The 19,945-nt window shown below is 34.7% G+C and carries 18 protein-coding genes; 4 read left to right on the forward strand and 14 right to left on the reverse strand.

All coding sequences use genetic code 11. The annotated features are described in order from the left end of the window. Window positions 1–567: 567 nt before the first annotated feature. Window positions 568–1,146, reverse strand: coding sequence for an alkylphosphonate utilization protein (locus MWU65_RS05320; protein ID WP_247076148.1), 579 nt, complete (start codon window positions 1,144–1,146; stop codon window positions 568–570). Between the two features lie 164 nt (window positions 1,147–1,310). On the opposite strand from MWU65_RS05320, the gene MWU65_RS05325 reads away from it, so the two are divergent. After that, a complete protein-coding gene (locus MWU65_RS05325; RefSeq protein ID WP_247076149.1) occupies window positions 1,311–1,952 on the forward strand; it encodes a protein-L-isoaspartate(D-aspartate) O-methyltransferase in 642 nt (213 codons plus the stop codon). On the opposite strand, the gene smpB is transcribed toward MWU65_RS05325, so the two are convergent. Next, window positions 1,953–2,414, reverse strand: a complete 462-nt coding sequence (smpB, locus tag MWU65_RS05330) for an SsrA-binding protein SmpB (protein ID WP_247076395.1) — start codon at window positions 2,412–2,414, stop codon at window positions 1,953–1,955. 87 nt (window positions 2,415–2,501) lie between these two features. On the opposite strand from smpB, the gene MWU65_RS05335 reads away from it, so the two are divergent. Then, window positions 2,502–3,233: a DUF6503 family protein gene (locus MWU65_RS05335; protein ID WP_247076150.1), complete on the forward strand. Its 732-nt coding sequence runs from the start codon at window positions 2,502–2,504 to the stop codon at window positions 3,231–3,233. Here the strand turns inward: MWU65_RS05335 and MWU65_RS05340 are convergent. From MWU65_RS05340 to clpB, 3 genes are all read right to left on the reverse strand, one after another. Then, a complete protein-coding gene (locus tag MWU65_RS05340) occupies window positions 3,220–3,768 on the reverse strand; it encodes a phosphoglycerate mutase family protein (protein WP_247076151.1) in 549 nt (182 codons plus the stop codon). The two genes, MWU65_RS05335 and MWU65_RS05340, sit on opposite strands and share 14 nt — an antisense overlap. Window positions 3,769–3,833: 65 nt before the next feature. Continuing rightward, window positions 3,834–4,430: a TetR/AcrR family transcriptional regulator gene (locus MWU65_RS05345; protein ID WP_247076152.1), complete on the reverse strand. Its 597-nt coding sequence runs from the start codon at window positions 4,428–4,430 to the stop codon at window positions 3,834–3,836. A gap of 100 nt (window positions 4,431–4,530) precedes the next feature. After that, window positions 4,531–7,119 carry an ATP-dependent chaperone ClpB gene (gene clpB / locus MWU65_RS05350; protein ID WP_247076153.1) on the reverse strand — a complete coding sequence of 863 codons (2,589 nt, stop codon included), beginning with the start codon at window positions 7,117–7,119 and terminating at the stop codon, window positions 4,531–4,533. Window positions 7,120–7,284: 165 nt separating this feature from the next. Between clpB and ytxJ the strand changes: the two genes are divergently transcribed. Further along, a complete protein-coding gene (gene ytxJ, locus MWU65_RS05355) occupies window positions 7,285–7,680 on the forward strand; it encodes a bacillithiol system redox-active protein YtxJ (protein ID WP_247076154.1) in 396 nt (131 codons plus the stop codon). A gap of 33 nt (window positions 7,681–7,713) precedes the next feature. Here the strand turns inward: ytxJ and MWU65_RS05360 are convergent, their stop codons facing one another. The 4 genes from MWU65_RS05360 to fahA form a co-directional block, all read right to left on the reverse strand. Continuing rightward, window positions 7,714–8,889 carry a hypothetical protein gene (locus MWU65_RS05360; RefSeq protein ID WP_247076155.1) on the reverse strand — a complete coding sequence of 392 codons (1,176 nt, stop codon included), beginning with the start codon at window positions 8,887–8,889 and terminating at the stop codon, window positions 7,714–7,716. A 150-nt stretch (window positions 8,890–9,039) separates the two neighbouring features. Continuing rightward, window positions 9,040–10,905, reverse strand: a complete 1,866-nt coding sequence (locus tag MWU65_RS05365; protein ID WP_247076156.1) for a T9SS type B sorting domain-containing protein — start codon at window positions 10,903–10,905, stop codon at window positions 9,040–9,042. Between the two features lie 274 nt (window positions 10,906–11,179). Continuing rightward, entirely contained in the window at window positions 11,180–12,337 is a 1,158-nt protein-coding gene (locus tag MWU65_RS05370; protein ID WP_247076157.1) for a dienelactone hydrolase family protein, read from the reverse strand. 9 nt (window positions 12,338–12,346) lie between these two features. Further along, on the reverse strand, window positions 12,347–13,630 hold the full coding sequence (gene fahA / locus MWU65_RS05375) for a fumarylacetoacetase (RefSeq protein WP_247076158.1): 1,284 nt from the start codon (window positions 13,628–13,630) through the stop codon (window positions 12,347–12,349). Window positions 13,631–13,742: 112 nt separating this feature from the next. Here fahA and glyA point away from each other — a divergent pair, with 112 nt between their 5' ends. Continuing rightward, complete coding sequence (glyA, locus tag MWU65_RS05380; RefSeq protein WP_281501014.1) at window positions 13,743–15,014, forward strand: serine hydroxymethyltransferase; 1,272 nt, start codon at window positions 13,743–13,745, stop codon at window positions 15,012–15,014. A 30-nt stretch (window positions 15,015–15,044) separates the two neighbouring features. Here the strand turns inward: glyA and MWU65_RS05385 are convergent, their stop codons facing one another. The 5 genes from MWU65_RS05385 to MWU65_RS05405 all read right to left on the reverse strand — a co-directional run bounded on the left by MWU65_RS05385 (window position 15,045) and on the right by MWU65_RS05405 (window position 19,841). Next, the gene (locus MWU65_RS05385; RefSeq protein ID WP_247076160.1) at window positions 15,045–15,734 is read right to left on the reverse strand and encodes a hypothetical protein; all 690 of its coding nucleotides are present in this window, start codon (window positions 15,732–15,734) and stop codon (window positions 15,045–15,047) included. 125 nt (window positions 15,735–15,859) lie between these two features. Next, window positions 15,860–16,525 (reverse strand): response regulator, encoded by a 666-nt coding sequence (locus tag MWU65_RS05390; RefSeq protein ID WP_247076161.1) that lies wholly within the window; start codon window positions 16,523–16,525, stop codon window positions 15,860–15,862. A 12-nt stretch (window positions 16,526–16,537) separates the two neighbouring features. After that, window positions 16,538–18,514 (reverse strand): sensor histidine kinase, encoded by a 1,977-nt coding sequence (locus MWU65_RS05395; protein WP_247076162.1) that lies wholly within the window; start codon window positions 18,512–18,514, stop codon window positions 16,538–16,540. Between the two features lie 82 nt (window positions 18,515–18,596). Further along, on the reverse strand, window positions 18,597–18,965 hold the full coding sequence (locus tag MWU65_RS05400) for a hypothetical protein (RefSeq protein ID WP_247076163.1): 369 nt from the start codon (window positions 18,963–18,965) through the stop codon (window positions 18,597–18,599). Window positions 18,966–19,106: 141 nt separating this feature from the next. Further along, window positions 19,107–19,841: a LytTR family DNA-binding domain-containing protein gene (locus MWU65_RS05405; protein ID WP_247076164.1), complete on the reverse strand. Its 735-nt coding sequence runs from the start codon at window positions 19,839–19,841 to the stop codon at window positions 19,107–19,109. Window positions 19,842–19,945: the final 104 nt, after the last annotated feature.

Below are 19,945 nucleotides of genomic sequence, written 5' to 3' on the forward strand. Positions count from 1 at the left end.
TTTGTCTAAACGCTTTATGATTTTGGGATAATGTCAGTTCGAGTGATTTTGAGGTACGAAAAATTGTATCGAGAACTTTTGAAATCTAAATGCTTTATAATGGTTGACTGTTGTTGGTTGAAGGTTGATGGTTTTTAGGCAATGTCAGTTCGAGTGCTATTGAAGAATGAAATAGTGTATCGAGAACAATAATAACCTTAAAGCTTCTCGATACTAATTATTTCTCCGCTAGCGCTATAAAATAATTCACTCGAAGTGACATGATGCCTAAGAAATACGCTGTACCTAGTTGTCCTCCGAACATTCGGGGCGAGTGCTATCAAAGTATGAGATAGTGTATACAGAACAATGTAAGTGCTAATGCTTCTCGATGGCCCTATTTTAGGCCTTCGACTCCGCTTAGGCCTCGATTGTTCTGAATTAGTTTTTCACTTTCAACTTTAGACTATACAGTTTAAAAGAACAAATCAGAATCTTAAGATTAGTCTTTTCCTACTTCTAATTATCCTTGCAAGAAACGTTCCCAATACTTCAAGTTAGCAACAAACTATTGCCTTAAAAAGCGCCTTATATTTTCTTTACGTATTTTGTGATGATAACAATCTGCTGCCCATCTACCTTACCTTCTATATATTCCGCATTTTCATGGTCTAAGGATACCCTGCGAACCGCTGTTCCTCTTTTAGCAATCATACTAGACCCTTTTACCGGGAGATCTTTGATTAGAACTACACTATCTCCAGCGTTCAGTATTACGCCATTACTGTCTCTGTGGATGATTTTATCTTCAGGATCTTCTCCTTCGCCAGTAGCTTGTGCCCAAGCAAGGGTGTCTTCGTCCAAATACATCATATCTAGTAAATCTTGCGGCCAGCCTTCTTTTCGTAATCTACTTAGCATACGCCATGCAATTACCTGCACAGCAGCTTGCTCACTCCACATACTGTCATTTAAACAACGCCAATGATTGACTTCTGTTTGTTCCCCATCCTCAATTTGAGTTATACATGTATTACATGCTAGTACACTTTCTTTTAATTCATCATCTTTTGATGGTTGAACCACGTAAACTGATAAGTTTTCTTCGTTGGAGCAAAGTTCACATTTGTTTTCACTTCGTTTACGTAATTCTCTTTCAATGCTCATAGCGTTTTTATATTTTATTAGAATTCAAAAATACACATAATGTTTGTGGTAGACCAACTGTGTTTTAAAGTTATTTTTTAACTTAGCTGACAGCTATAATTTAAATAGGGATAACTATTTTTTATCCTTAAATTCGCAGTACAAACCAAACCGATAGATTACCCTTGAAAGATACCTTAAAACATCGCGGTAAACGAAATCTTTTAGCAGAAACCTTAGTAAACAAAGGCATTACAGATACATCTGTATTAGAGGCAATTAAAAAAGTACCGAGACATTTGTTTCTTGATAGTAGTTTTGAGGACCACGCCTATCAAGACAAAGCATTTCCTATTGGAGCAGAGCAAACTATTTCACAGCCGTACACTGTTGCTTTTCAATCACAATTGTTAGAGATTAAACCAAATGCTGTCATTCTAGAAATAGGAACAGGTAGTGGATATCAAACGGCAGTTTTATTACAATTAGGAGCCAGGGTTTTTACCATAGAACGCCAATCTGAACTTTTTAAAAAGAATAAATTGTTTTTTCCAAAAATGGGAATTCGACCTAAAAAGGCGATTCTGGGTGATGGTTACAAAGGATACCCGGAAGAGGCTCCTTATGATGGTATTATAGTTACTGCAGGTGCACCCATTGTGCCTAAGCCTTTATTAGCGCAGTTAAAAATAGGAGGTAGGTTGGTGATTCCAGTAGGGGTTGCTGATCAAATTATGACTCTTTTTATTCGCAAGTCTGAGAAAGAATTTGAAAAACAAGAATTTGGTTCCTTTAAATTTGTACCCTTGTTAGAGAATAAAAACTAATTAGTTATTAAAACTTTTTTTAATTCTATCTAAGTCTCTTTTGTTATCCCTATCCTTAATAGAGTCTCTTTTGTCAAATAATTTTTTACCTCTAGCTAAGGCAATATTTATTTTTGCCAGTCCCCTTTCATTTAAAAAAAGGTTTAATGGGACAATAGTTAAGCCAGAATTCTTGACTTCTTTTTCTAGCTTTTTAAGCTCACCTTTGTTGAGTAGTAATTTACGCTCTGCCTTTGGTAAATGATTGTAGTGAGACCCGTGAGAATATTCATCAATTTGCATATTAATTATAAAAAGTTCGCCTTTATAATTAAACTCACAAAAGCTTTCCGTAATTGAAGCCTTACTTTCCCGAATAGATTTTATTTCTGTGCCAGACAATACCAAACCGGCTGTATAGGTATCTATAAGTTCATATTCAAACCGTGCTCTTTTGTTTTTAATATTGATTTTCTTCTGCATCATAGGCTGCAAAAATAGAATATTTTATTGCAACTTTGTAATGTTTTGAATAGCAATACAACTAATACACAAACAACGTAAAACTATATGAAGAATTTAGTGTTAGTATTACTCATAACAATGGTTTCTTGTAAGAATTCAAAGAAGGAAACTATTACAGCCCAAGCTATCATAAATAGCTCTATAAAAGCAGCTGGGGGAACACTTTATGAGACGAAAAATGTAGCCTTTGGTTTTAGAGGTTTAATGTATCAATTAGAACCAAATGAAGGGAAAAAAGTGATGAGAAGAACCACTGTAAATGATTCGTTGGTTATAGAAGATGTTGTTTCTCAGGATTTTAAACGCTACATAAATAAAACGAATGTTGTTGTCCCAGATTCTATGGCGATAAAATATACCAATTCTATTAATTCGGTTTTCTATTTTGCACTCTTACCCTATGGTCTAAATGATGCTGCCGTTAAAAAAGAATATCTAGGAGAAGTTAGTATCAAAGGTAAGGAGTACTATAAGGTAAAGGTTACCTTTTACGAAGAAAATGGGGGAGAAGATTTTGAAGATGTCTATGTGTACTGGTTTAATAAAAACACGTATTTACCCGACTATTTAGCCTATAAATTCTATACAGATGGGGGGGGTATGCGTTTTAGAGCCGCCTATAATGAACGATATGTAAGTGGAGTGCGATTTGTAGATTATGAAAACTATACACCTAAAAGCAATGAGGTTTCTGTGATGCAATTAGATAGTTTGTACCATACAAATCAGTTGCAGTTACTTTCTAAAATTGAATTGAATACTATTAATCTGTACTAATATCTATATTTAATACTGTAGAGGTTGCTGTATTCCCAATAATAGTAACGGTATATAAGCTACCATTATCACTTTCATCCATTTGAGAATACTTCTTTTCTCCTAAAACTAGATTTACAAAATCTGGGGTCGTGTTGCTATGACCAACTATTAGCACTTTTTTACCAAGATTTTCTGTTAAGAAATCCAAGGCATTAATATTTCTTGGGTCGTAATATTGAACCTTAATAGCCTTTTGAACAGAGGTAGGGGCAGCTGTCATTTTGGTGCGCTCATAGTCTGTAGAATAAATAGCATCTAAGGCAATGGGTTCAAATACTTTTGCCCAAAAAATAGACCTTCCTAAACCTTCTTGGTTTAATTCTGGATCTGGATTTTTAGTGTCAGATTTGTCCTTTTCTGCATGTCTTATAAAATAGAATGTAGATACTGTTTCATTTCCCAGAGCTGGGTTAGAATCTTCAGTTTTGTCGTTTTTACATCCCATTAGGGCTGTAAATAGAACTACAAGAAAAATTGATTTTAAAAAATTCATTGTATGTTTATTTTAGGCTATTATTAATAACTCACTTTCTACAAAAATAGTACGGCTTACTTACGTTATTTTTTAACTTCTTTATCTATTAAGTGATTTATGTAAGCTACCGTATTTAATAAATATTTTCTATCCTGCGTTATTGTTGCCATAGCAACAGAACCTTGGAGCATAGTGTATAATTGTTTTGCAAATTGTAGCGGACTTATCGGAATTTTAAGTTCATTGTTGTTCACGCCTTTTTCTAATACATCTGCAATTTTACCCTCAATAGTACGTACCATTTCTTTAGAAGCGCTAGAGAGAATTTTGTTGTTGTATTCAGCATCTACACCAACATTAATAATGGGGCAACCGCCCATTTCTGCTGTAAAAAGTGCATAATTTTTATAGAAATTGGTTAAACTATAAATTTTATCCAATGAATTTCCTTCAATAGTGAGTTGTTCGTCAATTTTAGCTAGTAATTTATTCGTATTATATTCAAAGGAGGCTAATGCAATATCTTCTTTGTTTTTAAAATTACCGTATAATGCACCCTTGGTTAGTCCTGTAGCTTTGGTGATATCACTCATACTAGTCCCAACATAGCCTTGTTTGCTAAAAATAGGCGCAGAAGTTTTAATAATGTATTCTTTGGTTTTTTCTGCCTTTGTGGACATATGCTTGGTTATTGGTTTACGAAGATATTAAATATAGAAAAAAGTTTACTAAAAAAAGCCCCCATTACGGAGGCTTTTTATACAAAATTGTTAATTAGTATTAATTATCGTTTCTAAACACTAATTTATCATCAAAACTGTCTAGTAAAATAATACTATCTGTTTTAATTCTTCCAGATAATATTTCTTTAGACAAATTGTTTAGGACCTCTTTTTGAATTACCCTTTTTACTGGTCGCGCACCGTATTGCGGATCATATCCTTTTTTAGCTAAAAAGGCAATGGCTTCATCGGTGGCATCTAAGGTAATTTGCTGATTGGCGACTAATTTTTTTAATCCATCCAATTGCAATCCAACTATTTTAACAATGTCTGCCTTAGATAAAGGTGTAAACATTAGAATGTCATCAATTCTATTTAAGAATTCTGGTCTAATGCTTGCACGTAAAAGTTCTAGCACCTCTGTTTTAGCAGCTTCTGTTGCTGTATTGGCATCTTTCAGCGTTTCAAATTTTTCTTGAATTATGCTACTTCCCATATTACTCGTCATAATAATGATGGTGTTTTTAAAATCAGCAACACGACCTTTATTGTCGGTTAATCTTCCTTCATCCAATACTTGTAATAAAATATTGAAAGTGTCTGGGTGCGCTTTTTCAATTTCATCGAGTAAGATCACGGAATAGGGCCTTCTTCTAACCGCTTCAGTTAACTGTCCTCCTTCATCATAGCCTACATATCCTGGAGGTGCTCCTATTAGTCGGCTTACAGAATGACGCTCTTGGTACTCACTCATATCAATTCGTGTGAGGGCGTTTTCATCGTCAAATAAATAGGAGGCCAGAGTTTTTGCGAGTTCCGTTTTACCAACACCAGTGGTGCCTAAAAACAGGAACGAGCCAACAGGTCTCTTTGTGTCTTGCAAACCAGACCTACTTCTTCTAATAGCATCCGAAACCGCTTGTATGGCTTCATCTTGCCCTACAACACGTTTGTGTAAAACGGCTTCTAAGTCTAGTAGCTTTTCGCGTTCGCTTTGTAACATTTTTGTTACTGGAATCCCGGTCCATTTCGCAACAACATCTGCAATGTCTTCATAGGTCACTTCTTCTTGAATTAAAGTGCCATCATTTTGTTGGGCTGCAAGTGTGTTTTGTAGTTCTTCTAATTGCTCTTGGGCTTCCTTAATTTTTCCATAACGCAATTCGGCCACTGTTCCATAATCACCATTGCGCTCTGCACGTTCTGCTTCTACCTTATAATGTTCAATATCTTGTTTTAGTTGTTGTATATTATCTACAACCGATTTTTCACTTTCCCATTGGGCGAAAATTTCATTGCGCTCTTCCTTAATGTTTGCTAGGTCTATATTTAAAATTTTTAGCTTGTCTTTGTCGTTCTCTCTTTTGATCGCTTCAATTTCAATTTCTAACTGCATAACTTTGCGGTCTAAAACGTCTAATTCTTCTGGCTTAGAGTTTATTTCCATCCGTAGTTTGGCTGCAGCTTCATCCATTAAATCAATGGCTTTATCTGGTAAAAAACGGTTGGTAATATAACGCTGCGATAATTCAACTGCACCAATAACCGCTTCATCTTTAATACGTACTTTATGGTGAGCTTCGTATTTTTCTTTAATACCACGTAGTATAGAAATTGAATTTTCTGTACTTGGCTCTGCCACTATTATTTTTTGAAATCTACGCTCCAAAGCTTTGTCTTTCTCAAAGTATTTTTGATATTCATCTAGCGTGGTTGCTCCAATGGCTCGCAGTTCACCACGTGCCAATGCAGGTTTTAAAATATTGGCAGCATCCATTGCGCCTTCACCACCTCCAGCTCCTACTAGGGTGTGGATTTCATCAATAAACAGTATTATATCTCCATCAGAAGAAGTAACTTCTTTTATGACGGATTTTAATCGCTCTTCAAATTCTCCTTTGTATTTTGCACCGGCAATAAGAGCACCCATATCTAAAGAATAGATAATTTTTCCTTTCAGGTTCTCTGGAATATCACCCTGAATGATACGATGTGCAATTCCTTCGGCAATGGCTGTTTTACCAACGCCAGGCTCACCAACCAACATAGGGTTGTTTTTTGTTCTACGCGATAAAATTTGTAAAACCCTACGGATTTCTTCATCACGCCCAATAACAGGATCTAATTTTCCTTCATCGGCCAGTTTATTTAGATTTCTTGCATATTTTTCTAAGGAATTGTAATTGTCTTCCGCACTTTGTGAGGTTACATTAGCGCCATTTCTCAATTCAATAATAGCAGCTGTAAGGTCTTTTTCTGTTACCCCCTGATCTTTTAGAATTTGAGAGATTTTACTTTTAGACTTAAAAATGGCTAAGAATAAATGTTCAATAGAAACATATTCATCTTTCATTTTCTTAGCAACAAGAATAGCCTCATTCACGGTTTTACCTGCTTCACGAGACATCATGATATCTCCTCCAGATACTTTAGGGAGACTGCTTAATTCTTTGTCTACAATTTGGTTGAGTAGTGCTATGTTGACATTAAGTTTCTTTAATATAAAAGGAACTACATTCTCATCAATTTCAGTAATTGCCTTGTAAATGTGTTCATTTTCTATTTGTTGATGCCCAAGTTCTTGAGCTAGTAATTGTGCACGCTGCAGAATTTCCTGAGATTTTATGGTGAAATTATTTATGTTCATATGTCGTATATATTTTTAGGTATTGTTACTTTTACAAGCTTAAAGTCAACAACCTTACCAAATGGGTTTAACAGACATTTTGTCTGCTAAATAAGTTATAAGTAAGACAATTAGTCAGTTGTAAGGTAGGGTAATTAAATCGACTTAACTACAAAATTAAAGAGAATGGGGATATTTACGAGTTTATTTGGAGGAAATAAAGAGGGGAATGCTAAGGAAGAAAATGAATTGCCTTGGATTGCACTTACCGATGTAGCGCAACTGAACGAGATCGCGGAAAAATCGCAAACAAAAACTCAAATTATTTTTAAGCATTCAACATCTTGCGGTATCAGCAGAATGGTGTTAAAAATGTTTAAGGGTAGCTATAGCTTGACTAAGGAGCAGGTTGATCTATATTATTTGGATTTATTGCAATACCGAAATGTTTCCAATGAAACGGGATACAAATTTCAAGTTATGCACCAATCACCTCAATTGTTAGTCATTAAGAATGGAATTGCAGTAGGACACCAATCACATGGCGCTATTAATGAACTTAATTTAGAACAATACATCTAAAGAAAACGCCCCAATTGGGGCGTTTTTAGTTTGTTATCTTGTAATTATATTTTTTAGTTTTGCCTTTAAATCTTCTCCAGCGTCATAAACCATTTGTTCGTCACTAGGAAAGGGCACTGCCCTTAACTGTACCATTGATAAAAACTCAGTGGTTAATGCTCTTTTATCGCCTTGGTAATTAGCATAGTTATGCTCAAAAACAAACTGACTTGATAATGGATACGAATTCATTGGTTGCTGTGTGCTTAAATTAATAAGATTAACATTACCAGCAACTTGTACAGATTTGGTTTGTGTAAATTGATAAAAATTACATTTAACAGTTTTAAATTTATCTGTTTTAACCTTATTTCCTTCTGCGTCAAGAACAGTATTCCCATCATCATCCAAGACATAGGTAAAACCATCTTTAATTTGTTTTTCTTTTATGAGTTGTTTTTCACGTATTTGTTCTGGGGAAATGTTTATTTCCGTGAAATCTACCAATAACTCATAGTCATATATAATGGAGTTCGTTGGTTTTGTATGATAAACCGTCCATATATTATTAAGACCGTATGTGTTGAAATTTAATAATTCTTCTTCTAAGCGTACTGGAATAATTTTATCAGAATTATTAACCAAGCCCACTTTTACATAGGAAATACCTTTAGCGTGAGCTTCTTCAATTTTTATTCTACTATCCTTATAGTTTGGACTGATCTCGCTTAAATAAGCAAAATCATCGTAAGCTTTTACATAGTCAGACTTATCAATGGCATTTACCAATAAATTTGAAGCATTGTTATATAAATATTCGGCCAATACTGTTTTTGACGCTAAAATCTTATCATCGTAATTTTTAACGGAAAATTTTGCATTCCTATTTTCATCTTCAATTCTCAATGGTAACAAAGGTTTAATCTGTTCTTGAATATTTTTAATGCTGTTGTAGGCATTATAAATGTTTTCCAAGTTAGCAGGGTTCCCTTCTTTCTTTAAAAAGGCAATATCATTTAATGTTCTATCTGTGTATTTTGCAAAAGCATCTTCTAACAATACAATATATGGCTGATTGCTCTTTTTGGATTTATTGGCTGCAATGTTTTTTACAGACGTTTGAATTACAGAAATATAATTTCCTGAATTTATAGCTTCCTGTGTTTTTTTAACCCCTCCGCAGGAAATTAAAAAAATAGTTACTGTGGTTAATAGTAGAATTTTTTTCATAACGTTTAGTTTTAATTATTCTTGTATGTTTTCAATAGTCGTGCCAACATACAAGATAGCAAACGTCATAAGCGGCTCGGTAGTATATTTTAGTAAGGTTTTTGTTTGAATTATTTTTAACAAATAGTACTAGGTACCTTGAGAATAGTCCTATCTTTTTAAAGTAAAATGACCAATAATGGGTGATTTATTAGGGATACTAATTGTATACCAATAATCGGAAGAGGGAAGCGGTTGTCCGTTGAACCTACCATCCCAGGAAAAATTGTTTCCGTTGTCTGTAGCTATTAATTTTCCAAATCTATTATACACACTAATTGTTGAATAGGTGTAGGCTTCTATGCCGTTAAACACTAAATAATCATTTATTCCATCGCCATTGGGTGTAAAAAATAAAGGAATTTCTAAGTGAATGAATTCTTGTGTAATCGGAAAACACCCTTCAATATGTCGTACATAAACTGTATACGAGCCACCTTGAATGAAAGTGAAAACATTATCACTTTGATAAGTTATTCCATCCAATGAAAACTCAAATCCTTCTAACTCTTCAAGGGATATGATTACATTATTGTTTTTTGAAATGATTTTAGTTATCACAGGTTTTGGGTATGCCGTGGTGTTAAAATTTTTAGTGACGCTACACCCTTCAGGGGTAGTAATGGTAACAGCATAATCACCATCATTTTCAATATAAATGTTTTCTGTGGTTTCTCCTGTGCTCCACAAGTACTGCATATTTTCAACGCCAGCGCTTAAAAGATATGGAGTGTCATTGCAAAACAAGTGAGTTTCGTCTCCTATCACGGGCACAGGGGTAATCGTTAGGGTAACAGCGGTTCTAGTTAGACTGGTACAACCAGCCGCTATAGTTTTTGCCTCAGCATAATAGGTTCCTGGGGTCGTGGCTAAAAAAATGGGGTTGTTTTCTTGTATTGCGGTGCCCCCAGTGGCTGTAGTATACCAATCTACGGTTTGGAGGGGAAGTACTGAAACGCTTAGGGGTTGTAAGGGTTCATTGCTGCAAAGATCTACATTGCCACTACTAGAAGGTGCATTTGGTGTAGGTTCTATTATTACGGTGTATACGTTAGAAACGGTATAACAGAGTGGGTTTTGGAGGTTTACATTGTCTTCTGCAATTTTTGTACGAAAATAGGTTGTAGCAGTAATATTGGTCGCAGTGTATGTATCAGAGGTTTCTCCTACTATATTTTGCCAATTGCTATTGTCCGTACTTTCTTGCCATTGAAATGCATGCGTATTGTAAACGGAAAAGTCTGGAGCGGCTGTTAAGGTCATTGTTGCTGGTCCGTCTATTTCACAAAGCGCAATACTTTCTTCTTGGTTTAAATTAGATGCTATACGCGTTAAATCGCCACAACTACGAAACATTATGTCATCAATACCTAGGTCATTGCCACAACCACCAGCACCATTATTAATCATTTGAAGGATTACATTTGTCTGTCCAGGAGGTGTTGTAAAGGTCAATGATCTACGGAGCCATTCTGGGCTATTTGTACCTCTAAGTTCTCCAGTATCTGCAGAAACAATCACACTATTATCTATTGCGTTTAGAATCTGAAATTTGATGTTTATTGGAATTCCACCATTGGCACAACCTGTATTTGATGGTAATAAATTGATGAGCCAAGCCGAAAATTCATAGGTTGTGTTCTCGCATAAACCAGCTACTGTACGTTTGTAAAATTCACCGGCGGTATGACTAGCATTTACAATTAAATGTTTGCCGTTGGTATCATTAGGAGTGTGATCTTCATTGTTGTGCCAACCATACCATTCATTCTGATGGTAAATGGTATAGCTACCATCACTTGGTCTTCCCGGAACATAACTATAATTGGTGATGCCAGCAGGTAATTGAGGTCCATAGGTGGTGCCGCTGCCAAAATCTTCTAAAAATATAGGATCTCCCTTGCTACCTTCACACATGCTAAATTGGGAAAAGGAATAGTTAAAGAGTACTAAAAATAGAAGAGTTAATTTTTTCATTAATCAACAGCAATGAATCAAGTTTAAATTTGCAAGTTGATAAATATAAGAAAAATTCCTTGTCGGGAATTTTTCTTATCCTCCTTTGTTTCAGGGAGTGGTAAATATTGGGTATCATTTTGTGGTCATTCTCTAAATACCACGTGGTTAAGGAAAGGTGTTTTGGAGGAACTACTAGCCTTCGTTTCTTACCCCTATAGCCATCCGAACAATCCAAATTATAGGGTAGCTAATACTATTGCGCTTTAATTATGAGGTACTATATATGAATTGTTTAAAACAATATTTCCCCTTCTTTTAGGGTGAGTCTGGCGTAAAATACTAAGTCGTTATCCATACGCGATGCAGTTTCTTGAATTATGGATGCGCTGCGTTTTACTTTGTTATGAAAAATTTGTTTCCCTTGGTAAATAACTTTTACTTTCTTATTCAGATTAAGTAATTGATCGTTGAGATAGACATAAAGCTCGGGATTATCATTTTTTTCAACAGTGATCGTATTTCCTGAAATTGAAACGATAGCTTCTGTATGCGATCCCTTATTGCCATTAGGAACACCTAGCCAATAGAATCTGTTGTGCAAGCGGTCGTCTTGATGCCAAGATACCTTTTTAGGCAACGGGTTTCTGGTGAAATTCGCCATCCAAGGCATAGCTACGGTATCTTTCTTGCTCATCCAATGTGGCATTTCAGGGTAAATTTGAACATCATGGATATAATGTCCAGGTTCAATTTTTTGAACGCTATCTAATTTTGCACCCCAAGTGGCTGCATGTTCATTTCTTTGGTAAGCGCCATCTTTGCCCCCCATATAAATTGCGAAGGGAAGATTTCTTAGGCTCAATATACTTGCATCTCCGGGATGACCTGCCATCATTGCGGCTGCGGCCCAATAGTCTGCCATTCTTGGAGCAAGCTGAAAAACTCCGTCTCCCCCTGCAGAATACCCCATAATATACACCTTGTTTGGATTAACCCCTTCCATAATGATGGCATTCTTAATGAGTTGTTCTAAAAAATCATCAATATGGTTTTCATGCCAAAGATTCCATGTATTTGTAGGCGCTCTAGGGGCAACATAAACACCTTCCTTAGGGGTGTATAAGTGTAGCTGATTTTTCCATTGCCGATCATTCATCTCTGGTCGTGTGTTTCCACCACCATGCATAGAAATGTATAGGCTTCGACCCGCTATTGGTTTTTCACCTAATACACGATAGGTAAACCTGAGCGATTTATCCTTGATATTGATCTCTTTGTTTTTCCATTCGATAGCTGCACGTTCTTTATTGTTTTCGGTTACTTGTGCAATGGCTTTATTAGTAATAGCAACTGCATCAGTTTTTGTTATATTATTTTGGGCTTTTGTTGTTGCGAGCGACAACAAAAAAAATAGACTTAATAATCCTTTATAGCAAAGCGTATTGTGCATATCAAATATTTATTTTACAGTTATTGCGGGTAATAGTTTTGTAGACACTTCGCCAAAACCAATGCGTATGCCATCTTTACTACAATAACCTCTTAAGGTTACGGTATCGTTATCTTCAATAAACTTGCGTGTTTCTCCGTTTCCTAAGGGAACAGGTTTTGTGCCTTGCCATGATAATTCTAACATAGAGCCGTAGGAGTCTGGTGTTGGACCAGAAATGGTGCCACTACCCATCATATCGCCGCTATTTACCTTACAACCATTAATGGTGTGATGGGTTAATTGCTGCGCCATAGTCCAGTACATGTACTTAAAATTAGACTTGGTCACCGTAGTAGGTTCCCCTGCTTCTGGAGTAATGTCTACTTCTAAATTTATATCAAAGGCTTTTGCCCCTGTTTGTTGCAAATAGGGTAGGGGTTTTGGGTTTTGGACCGGGCTTTTAGTCCTATATGGTTCCAAGGCATCTAAGGTTACAATCCAAGGAGAGATGGAAGACGCAAAATTCTTTGCAAGAAATGGACCCAATGGAACATATTCCCATTTTTGAATGTCTCTAGCACTCCAGTCATTAAAAATGACCATTCCAAAAATATAATCTTCCGCTTCATCAATAGGAATAGGTTCTCCTAATACATTGGCATCTGTAGTTATAAAAGCAGTTTCCAATTCAAAATCTACCAGTTTGGAAGGTCCAAATACTGGTGTTTCTGCTCCTTTTGGAAAAGTTTGTCCGTTGGGCCTGTGTATTGGTGTGCCGCTTGGAATTATAGTTGAACTTCTCCCGTGGTAGCCAACAGGAATGTGCAACCAATTGGGTAAAAGTGCATTGCTAGGGTCTCTAAACATTGTACCTACATTGGTGGCGTGTTCTTTGCTTGAATAAAAATCGGTATAATCGCCAATAAGCACTGGCAATTGCATTTCAACCTCATCCATAGTAAAAAGAACTATTTTTTTATGGGCTTCATTTTGTTGAAGGCTTGTATTGCCGATTTCAAAAATTTCACCGATTCTATTGCGCACTAGGCGCCAAGTTTTTTTACCATCAGAAATAAAATCATTCAATGAATCTTGTAAAAATATATCATCAGTAAGCGGAATACCATCAAAATACCCCAATTGGTGCAGTGCTCCTAAATCGATAGCATAATTACCGATACGTGTACCGATGGTAATAATATCGTCCCTAGTTAAAAAAACTCCGAATGGAATATTCTGGATAGGGAAATCAGAATTTGCATCCACAGAAATCCAAGATTTTTTTGTTGGATCATTTGTTTTTATAGGCATAATGTATATTGTTAATGATTATTTGATAAATTTCTTTTCAAATATATTATTTTCTTCTGATTAAAGATTCTCAATTTGTATTTTTACGCTTTACTAACGCAATAAAATGAATATGCAACGCGATAACCAAATTTTTGATTTAATTAATGACGAGAAAGAGCGTCAATTAGAGGGGGTAGAATTAATAGCTTCTGAGAATTTCACCAGTCCGCAAGTTATGGAGGCATCAGGATCTGTGCTTACCAATAAATATGCAGAAGGGTATCCCGGAAAGCGTTACTACGGAGGTTGTGAAGTTGTTGATAAAGTAGAGCAATTAGCAATAGACCGAGCAAAAGAACTTTTTGGTGCTGCGTATGTAAATGTGCAACCACATTCTGGATCGCAAGCAAATGCTTCTGTGTACCATGCTTGTTTGCAAGTTGGGGATACTATTTTGGGATTCGATTTGTCGCACGGAGGGCATTTAACACATGGTTCTCCTGTAAATTTTTCAGGACGCTTGTACAATCCAGTTTTTTATGGTGTTGATGAAGAAACGGGAGTTTTAAATTATGATAAAATACAAGAGATAGCAACTAAAGAAAAACCAAAAATGATTATTGCTGGTGCTTCTGCTTACTCTAGAGATATAGATTTTGAACGTTTTAGAGTAATAGCAGATAGTGTTGGTGCTTTACTATTAGCCGATATTTCACATCCGGCTGGATTTATTGCTAAAGGTATTTTAAATGATCCAATGCCACATTGCCATATTGTAACAACAACTACGCATAAAACATTACGTGGACCAAGAGGAGGAATGATTATGATGGGCGAGGATTTTGACAACCCATTTGGTATTACGCTTAAAAATGGAAAACTACGTAAAATGTCGGCTTTATTAGATCTTGCAGTTTTTCCTGGCAATCAAGGAGGACCTTTAGAGCATATTATAGCTGCCAAAGCAGTTGCTTTTGGCGAGGCCTTAACTGATGATTATTTGCATTATATGATTCAGGTGAAAAAAAATGCAGCAGCTATGGCCGCGGCATTTGTAAAGAAAGACTATAAAATTATTTCTGGAGGTACAGATAATCACATGATGTTAATTGACCTTAGAAACAAAAATATAACAGGGAAAGACGCGGAAAACGCTTTGGTAAAAGCAGATATTACCGCCAATAAAAACATGGTACCTTTTGACGATAAATCTCCTTTTATAACTTCAGGCATACGTTTTGGGACTGCAGCGATTACCACTCGTGGTCTTAAAGAGGCAGACATGGAAACAATAGTAGATTTTGTAGATTCTGTACTAAAGAATCCAGAAGATGAAAATGTTTTGGTTTCCGTTAAAGAAAAAGTAAATGCGCTTATGAAAGGTAGAGCATTGTTTAATTAATAGAAAGACACCCGAATTATGGAAAACCTATTATAGGTTTTCCATAATATCAATATGATTTACCAAGAATAAGTCCCTCTTAAAGTTGGTATTAGTATTAACGTCATAAATTACGGGGTCTTCTTCAGACTCATAATAAAGTCCCCAGAGTCTGAAATAAGATTTTTCTAGCGCATGATGGTTTGTACTTGCATTATTTTCTTGAAATAGTGGTAAGTATATTTCTGTTGGGAGTTCTAAATTTTCAGCTACTAAATTATCCATATTTGTAAGTACGGTTGATAGTATTTCTTCCAACTGATTTACAATACTGTTCGGTGCAATTTTACTAATTATTAATGCCGTGTCTAATAGATAAAGTGAAAACTCAGAAAGATCAATGGAGACCGGTGAATTTCTTCTTAATTTAGAAAAGCTATTGTAAAATTGTTGAACCCTAAAAGCACTGTGATTGGTTTTTTCTTTGAGCCAATTGTGATCGTTGTAATAGCGGATACTTTCTGCCAACCAAAAATTGGATTGAATCTCAATACCTAATTCAATAGTTCCATTGGAATGTTCTATCACTCTTAGTAATACCTTAGAAAAATAGGCTTTTTCTAATTCATTTCTAAAGATATCAAGCTGTTCTAACACCTCATTTGGGATGGTGCTTGAATAGCGTATTGTGTTAAAATTTGATGAGCTAGACATCATAATAATTCTTAGTAGGTTACTCACTAACAAAATTATGATGAATTTCTTGATTTAGATTACATGAAAACCTCTCTTTTCCTGAGGTTTTGGTGTTTTGTTAAATAATTATTGTTAAATTTTTAATTAAAACAGTATTAATATAGCTAAAACTAAATAAATCCTCTTTTTTTAGCCTCGTTGATTAAGGCTAAATCATTTTCATTTTCAATATCAAAGATAAACTTTAGTTTGCGCTTTCTTGTTTCTATACTAGTAACAGAAAGATTAACAAAGTCTACCAAATCTTTTGTTTTAATACCTAGTGATAAGCGATATAGTATTTCCTTATCATCCTCGTTAATCATAATATTATTGGTCATTGTTTTTCTAAAAACATCTACCGCTGAACGAGAATAATAGGTGCTACCACTTAAAACATTATCCAGCGCCTTTTCTAAAACTTCATCAGATACTTCTGTCTTTACAATATAACCATCGGGATTTACGGTAGAAAATATGTTGCTAATTCGTAGACTATCGCTAAATGAAGACTGAAAAATGATCTTGGTTTTTGGTGAAATTTCACGTAATAATACCCCAATGTTTTCCCCTGTTTTATTCCCATCTAAATTTTCTGCATCTGGCTTTTCTATTTGAATGTCTAAAAAAGCAACATCATAAACGTTTGTTTCAATGAGTTGTTTTGCATCTAGGTATGTGCTAGCAGTAGTTAAATTAATATTGTACTTGGCAGGATTAATATCAGCAAATGTATATTTATATCCTTTTAGGATAAGTTGATGATCATCAACAGCTAGTATATTTAGAGTTTTCATAGGTGGGGCAACTTACGCTTTGTTAGTAGTTATTATTTCACTTGAATGTAATGGAATGCTTATACTTATTTCAGTGCCTTGTCCAATTTCACTGCTGATATCTATCGTTGCATTTATTTTAGCCACTCTGGAATAAATATTTTTAAGACCAATACCTTTTTTCTTTTTGGCGACATTAAAGCCTTCTCCATTATCAGATAAAATTACGGATAAATTGGACTCTTGTATACTAAAATTAAGAAAAATATTCTTTGCCTGTGCGTATTTGACACAATTTTGAACTCCTTCTTGAATGATCCTGTATAGATTAATTTTTATGTCGGCGTTAAGGAGATCCCATTCTATTTTAGAATCATACGTGAGTTTTGTCTCTATATTAGAAGACCTTTGAGTGGTGTTGAGTAATTCTTTAATTGTACTAATGAAATTTTGTAGTTTTTCTGAAGATGCCGCGCTTAAGGTGTGAGAAATAGTTCTAATTTCTTCAGACGTTTCTTGCAACTGTTTTATAAGTTCTAGACGCTCTACAATGGTTTCTTCATCCGCTTTTTTATTGGTTGCTTTTAATATAAGAGCAATACCGGTTAGGCTTCCAATAACACCATCATGTAGTTCCTGTGATATTTTTTCTTGAACTTCTTTTCTAGCTTGTATTAGTTTGCCTTTTTGGCTTAACATTAAATTAAAAGTTTCTAAATTTATTTGTTGTTGTTCTTGTTCAAATTTTAGTTTTTGGTTTTTCAAATACTGACTGCCAATTATAAAAACGGCAAAGGCTAGCAGTAATGCACCAATGACCAAGGAAATTAATAATTGATTCTGTTTTTCTAAGACTTGTTTTTCTCCAATTACTTCGTCTGTTTCAAATTTTATACGTGTAAATTTTTCTTGTAAACTACGTTCTTCATTAACAAGGCTATCATTTAATACAATGTATTTGTGGGCGTAATTACTGCCGTGAGTTGGATCTACTTTTGTTAGAAGATCATAGGTTTGTAGTAATCGTTTGTTGTTTTTGTCACGAAACGAATATTCTTCAGATAGCTTTGCATGATGTAAAGATTTAATAGAATCATTTTTGCTTAAATAAAACTCAGCCAAATTGAAATGGCTAATAGATAAACCAGAAATATCATTTAGATTATTGCGTAATTGTAAAGATTTTAAAAGGTGAAATTCTACACTCAGAGTGTCCCCTTTTTTAAATTGTGTATAGGCTAAGTTATCCAATACTTTGGCGTAAAAACTTGGTTTTTTTTCCTTTAAACTGTCTGTTTCTAGTACTTTTTCATAAAATTTTAGGGCTTCAATATAATCTTTCTTATCCCTGTTTGCATTACCAATATTATTTAATACACTTAGGTTGTAGGTGTTTGTTGTTTTTATTTTTTTTTGATATTCTAATGCCTTTTTGTAATATTCTAATGCCCTATCAAATTCATTAAGAGCATTGGTAACGGACCCCAAATTATTATAAGCGTAAAAAAGATCTAGTTCAGTATCATCAATCTGCTTAAATAATTCAATAGCTTTAATTGTAGAAACTTCACTACCCCGGTAATCCTTGGCTTTAGATTGTAATAAAGCAATATAATAGAGTAAGGTACCTTCTGTTTTTGTTTCCTTAAGGTTGTGGTAAATATTCTGTGCATTTAAATAATAATAATAACTACTGTCTATTTTGGAATGCCTTGAAAAATGGTACCCTAAATCCCAATAGGCAGAGGCAAGTAAGGAAGAATCTTTAGCGATTGTAGATAATTCAATAACTTTTTTATTAGTCTCCCTAAATTGAAGCGAATCCTTTCTCAGTAATCCATTAGCGACTTTATGCAGTTGTCTTCTTTCTAAATACCCACTGTCTTCTTGTGAATCACTGTTGGTATTAGATTTAGTTGTGTTTTTTTTGGTAGGGAGAGTGCTCTCTTTTTGCTGATTGCAAGAAAGTAAAAATAATATAACGAATAGGAATATAATATTTTTTTTCACGTAGTAGGACTTATCTGATTGCAAGGTATAAAAAAAGCCTTAAATCATAGATTTAAGGCAGATTTTTTATACTATTTTATATTTAATCTACTTCACCACTACTTGGTTGTGGCTCACCAACTTCGTCGTCATCAGTTGCTACTTCTCCGTTGCTCGGTTGTGGCTCACCAACTTCGTCGTCATCAGTTGCTACTTCTCCGTTGCTCGGTTGTGGCTCACCAACTTCATCGTCGTCCGTTGCTACTTCACCACTACTTGGTTGTGGCTCACCAACTTCATCGTCGTCCGTTGCTACTTCTCCGTTACTTGGTTGTGGCTCACCAACTTCATCATCATCGGTTGCTTGAATGTTTTCAAATAATGCATCATCTGCTTCGTTACCATCTACATTACATGAGAATAAGATTAAACTACAAATTACCATTCCCAAAATGTTACCTACTTTTTTCATACTTAATTTTTTTTACGGTTAAATTCATTTTTATTGCACTGCTAAAGTATATCAGCTAGCGGGAAATAGAAATACAATTATGCGTGTTTGAGTATTCTGTAGGTGTCTGATAGTAATTAAACACTTTTTGTGAGAATTTTACTAATTATGCGAGGAAATTGAATTTTTGCTCATTCTATTATTAAGTACGTCTATGTTTTCTTTATAGGATTTAGAAAAAGGGACTTGTGTATCAGTTTTTTTAAGATCACAGAGGTTTTTACCATAGTTTATTCGAGATACATAATTGCTATTTAAAATATAACTTTGATGAATCCTTGTAAAATTAGGAGGTAATTTATTTTCAAAAGTTTTCAAGGTTTTGTAGGCACTAACCTTAGTGCCATCACTTAAGAAAAAATCCGTTGTATTGTTGTCTGCCTTTAAGTATAGAATGTCTTTAGTGTCTATGTACCTGTAATCTTTGTATGACTGCAAACATAAAGTAGAGAGGGTTGTTTCTTTTTTTGGAACTTGTTTTCTTAATTTATAAATAGACTTTCTAATATCAAATTCATTGTAAGGTAATATCCAATAATCGAAAAAACCACATTTAATGGCTTCGTAGGCATTGTCTTTGGTCTTACTCATACCTATAACCAGAGGAATATGATTTATGTATTGGTGCAAATCAGAAACCATTTGAAAATATTCGGTGGGCTCATTCTGTAAATCGATAAATAGAATATCTGGACTATATTTAAGTGTGTGGTTAAGTCCATCATTTGGGTTTTCCGCGATATCTGCACATACAAAGTCATCATAAGCCTCCAAAAAATGCTGTAATTGCAAATTTGAAGTTGTGTTAGATCCTATTATGACGTATGAATAATTCACCCTATTTATTTGATTATAAAAATACAGATAGATTGTGAGATATAATTGCACGTAAACCGCAATATTTCTGAGGTTTACGTAGTCCAATTTACAACAAACTTACT

Origin of the sequence: Cellulophaga sp. F20128 (assembly GCF_023015805.1) — a bacterium.
Taxonomy (GTDB): domain Bacteria; phylum Bacteroidota; class Bacteroidia; order Flavobacteriales; family Flavobacteriaceae; genus Cellulophaga.

Coding starts and splice junctions, on each gene's coding strand:
- MWU65_RS05365 (WP_247076156.1), bottom strand. CDS start 10,905: ATGAAAAAATTAACTCTTCTATTTTTAGTACTCTTTAACTATTCCTTT.
- MWU65_RS05400 (WP_247076163.1), bottom strand. CDS start 18,965: ATGAAAAAAGTAGGTAACATTTTGGGAATGGTAATTTGTAGTTTAATC.
- fahA (WP_247076158.1), bottom strand. CDS start 13,630: ATGCCTATAAAAACAAATGATCCAACAAAAAAATCTTGGATTTCTGTG.
- MWU65_RS05335 (WP_247076150.1), top strand. CDS start 2,502: ATGAAGAATTTAGTGTTAGTATTACTCATAACAATGGTTTCTTGTAAG.
- MWU65_RS05370 (WP_247076157.1), bottom strand. CDS start 12,337: ATGCACAATACGCTTTGCTATAAAGGATTATTAAGTCTATTTTTTTTG.
- MWU65_RS05320 (WP_247076148.1), bottom strand. CDS start 1,146: ATGAGCATTGAAAGAGAATTACGTAAACGAAGTGAAAACAAATGTGAA.
- ytxJ (WP_247076154.1), top strand. CDS start 7,285: ATGGGGATATTTACGAGTTTATTTGGAGGAAATAAAGAGGGGAATGCT.
- smpB (WP_247076395.1), bottom strand. CDS start 2,414: ATGCAGAAGAAAATCAATATTAAAAACAAAAGAGCACGGTTTGAATAT.
- clpB (WP_247076153.1), bottom strand. CDS start 7,119: ATGAACATAAATAATTTCACCATAAAATCTCAGGAAATTCTGCAGCGT.
- MWU65_RS05345 (WP_247076152.1), bottom strand. CDS start 4,430: ATGTCCACAAAGGCAGAAAAAACCAAAGAATACATTATTAAAACTTCT.
- MWU65_RS05340 (WP_247076151.1), bottom strand. CDS start 3,768: ATGAATTTTTTAAAATCAATTTTTCTTGTAGTTCTATTTACAGCCCTA.
- MWU65_RS05390 (WP_247076161.1), bottom strand. CDS start 16,525: ATGAAAACTCTAAATATACTAGCTGTTGATGATCATCAACTTATCCTA.
- MWU65_RS05360 (WP_247076155.1), bottom strand. CDS start 8,889: ATGAAAAAAATTCTACTATTAACCACAGTAACTATTTTTTTAATTTCC.
- glyA (WP_281501014.1), top strand. CDS start 13,743: ATGCAACGCGATAACCAAATTTTTGATTTAATTAATGACGAGAAAGAG.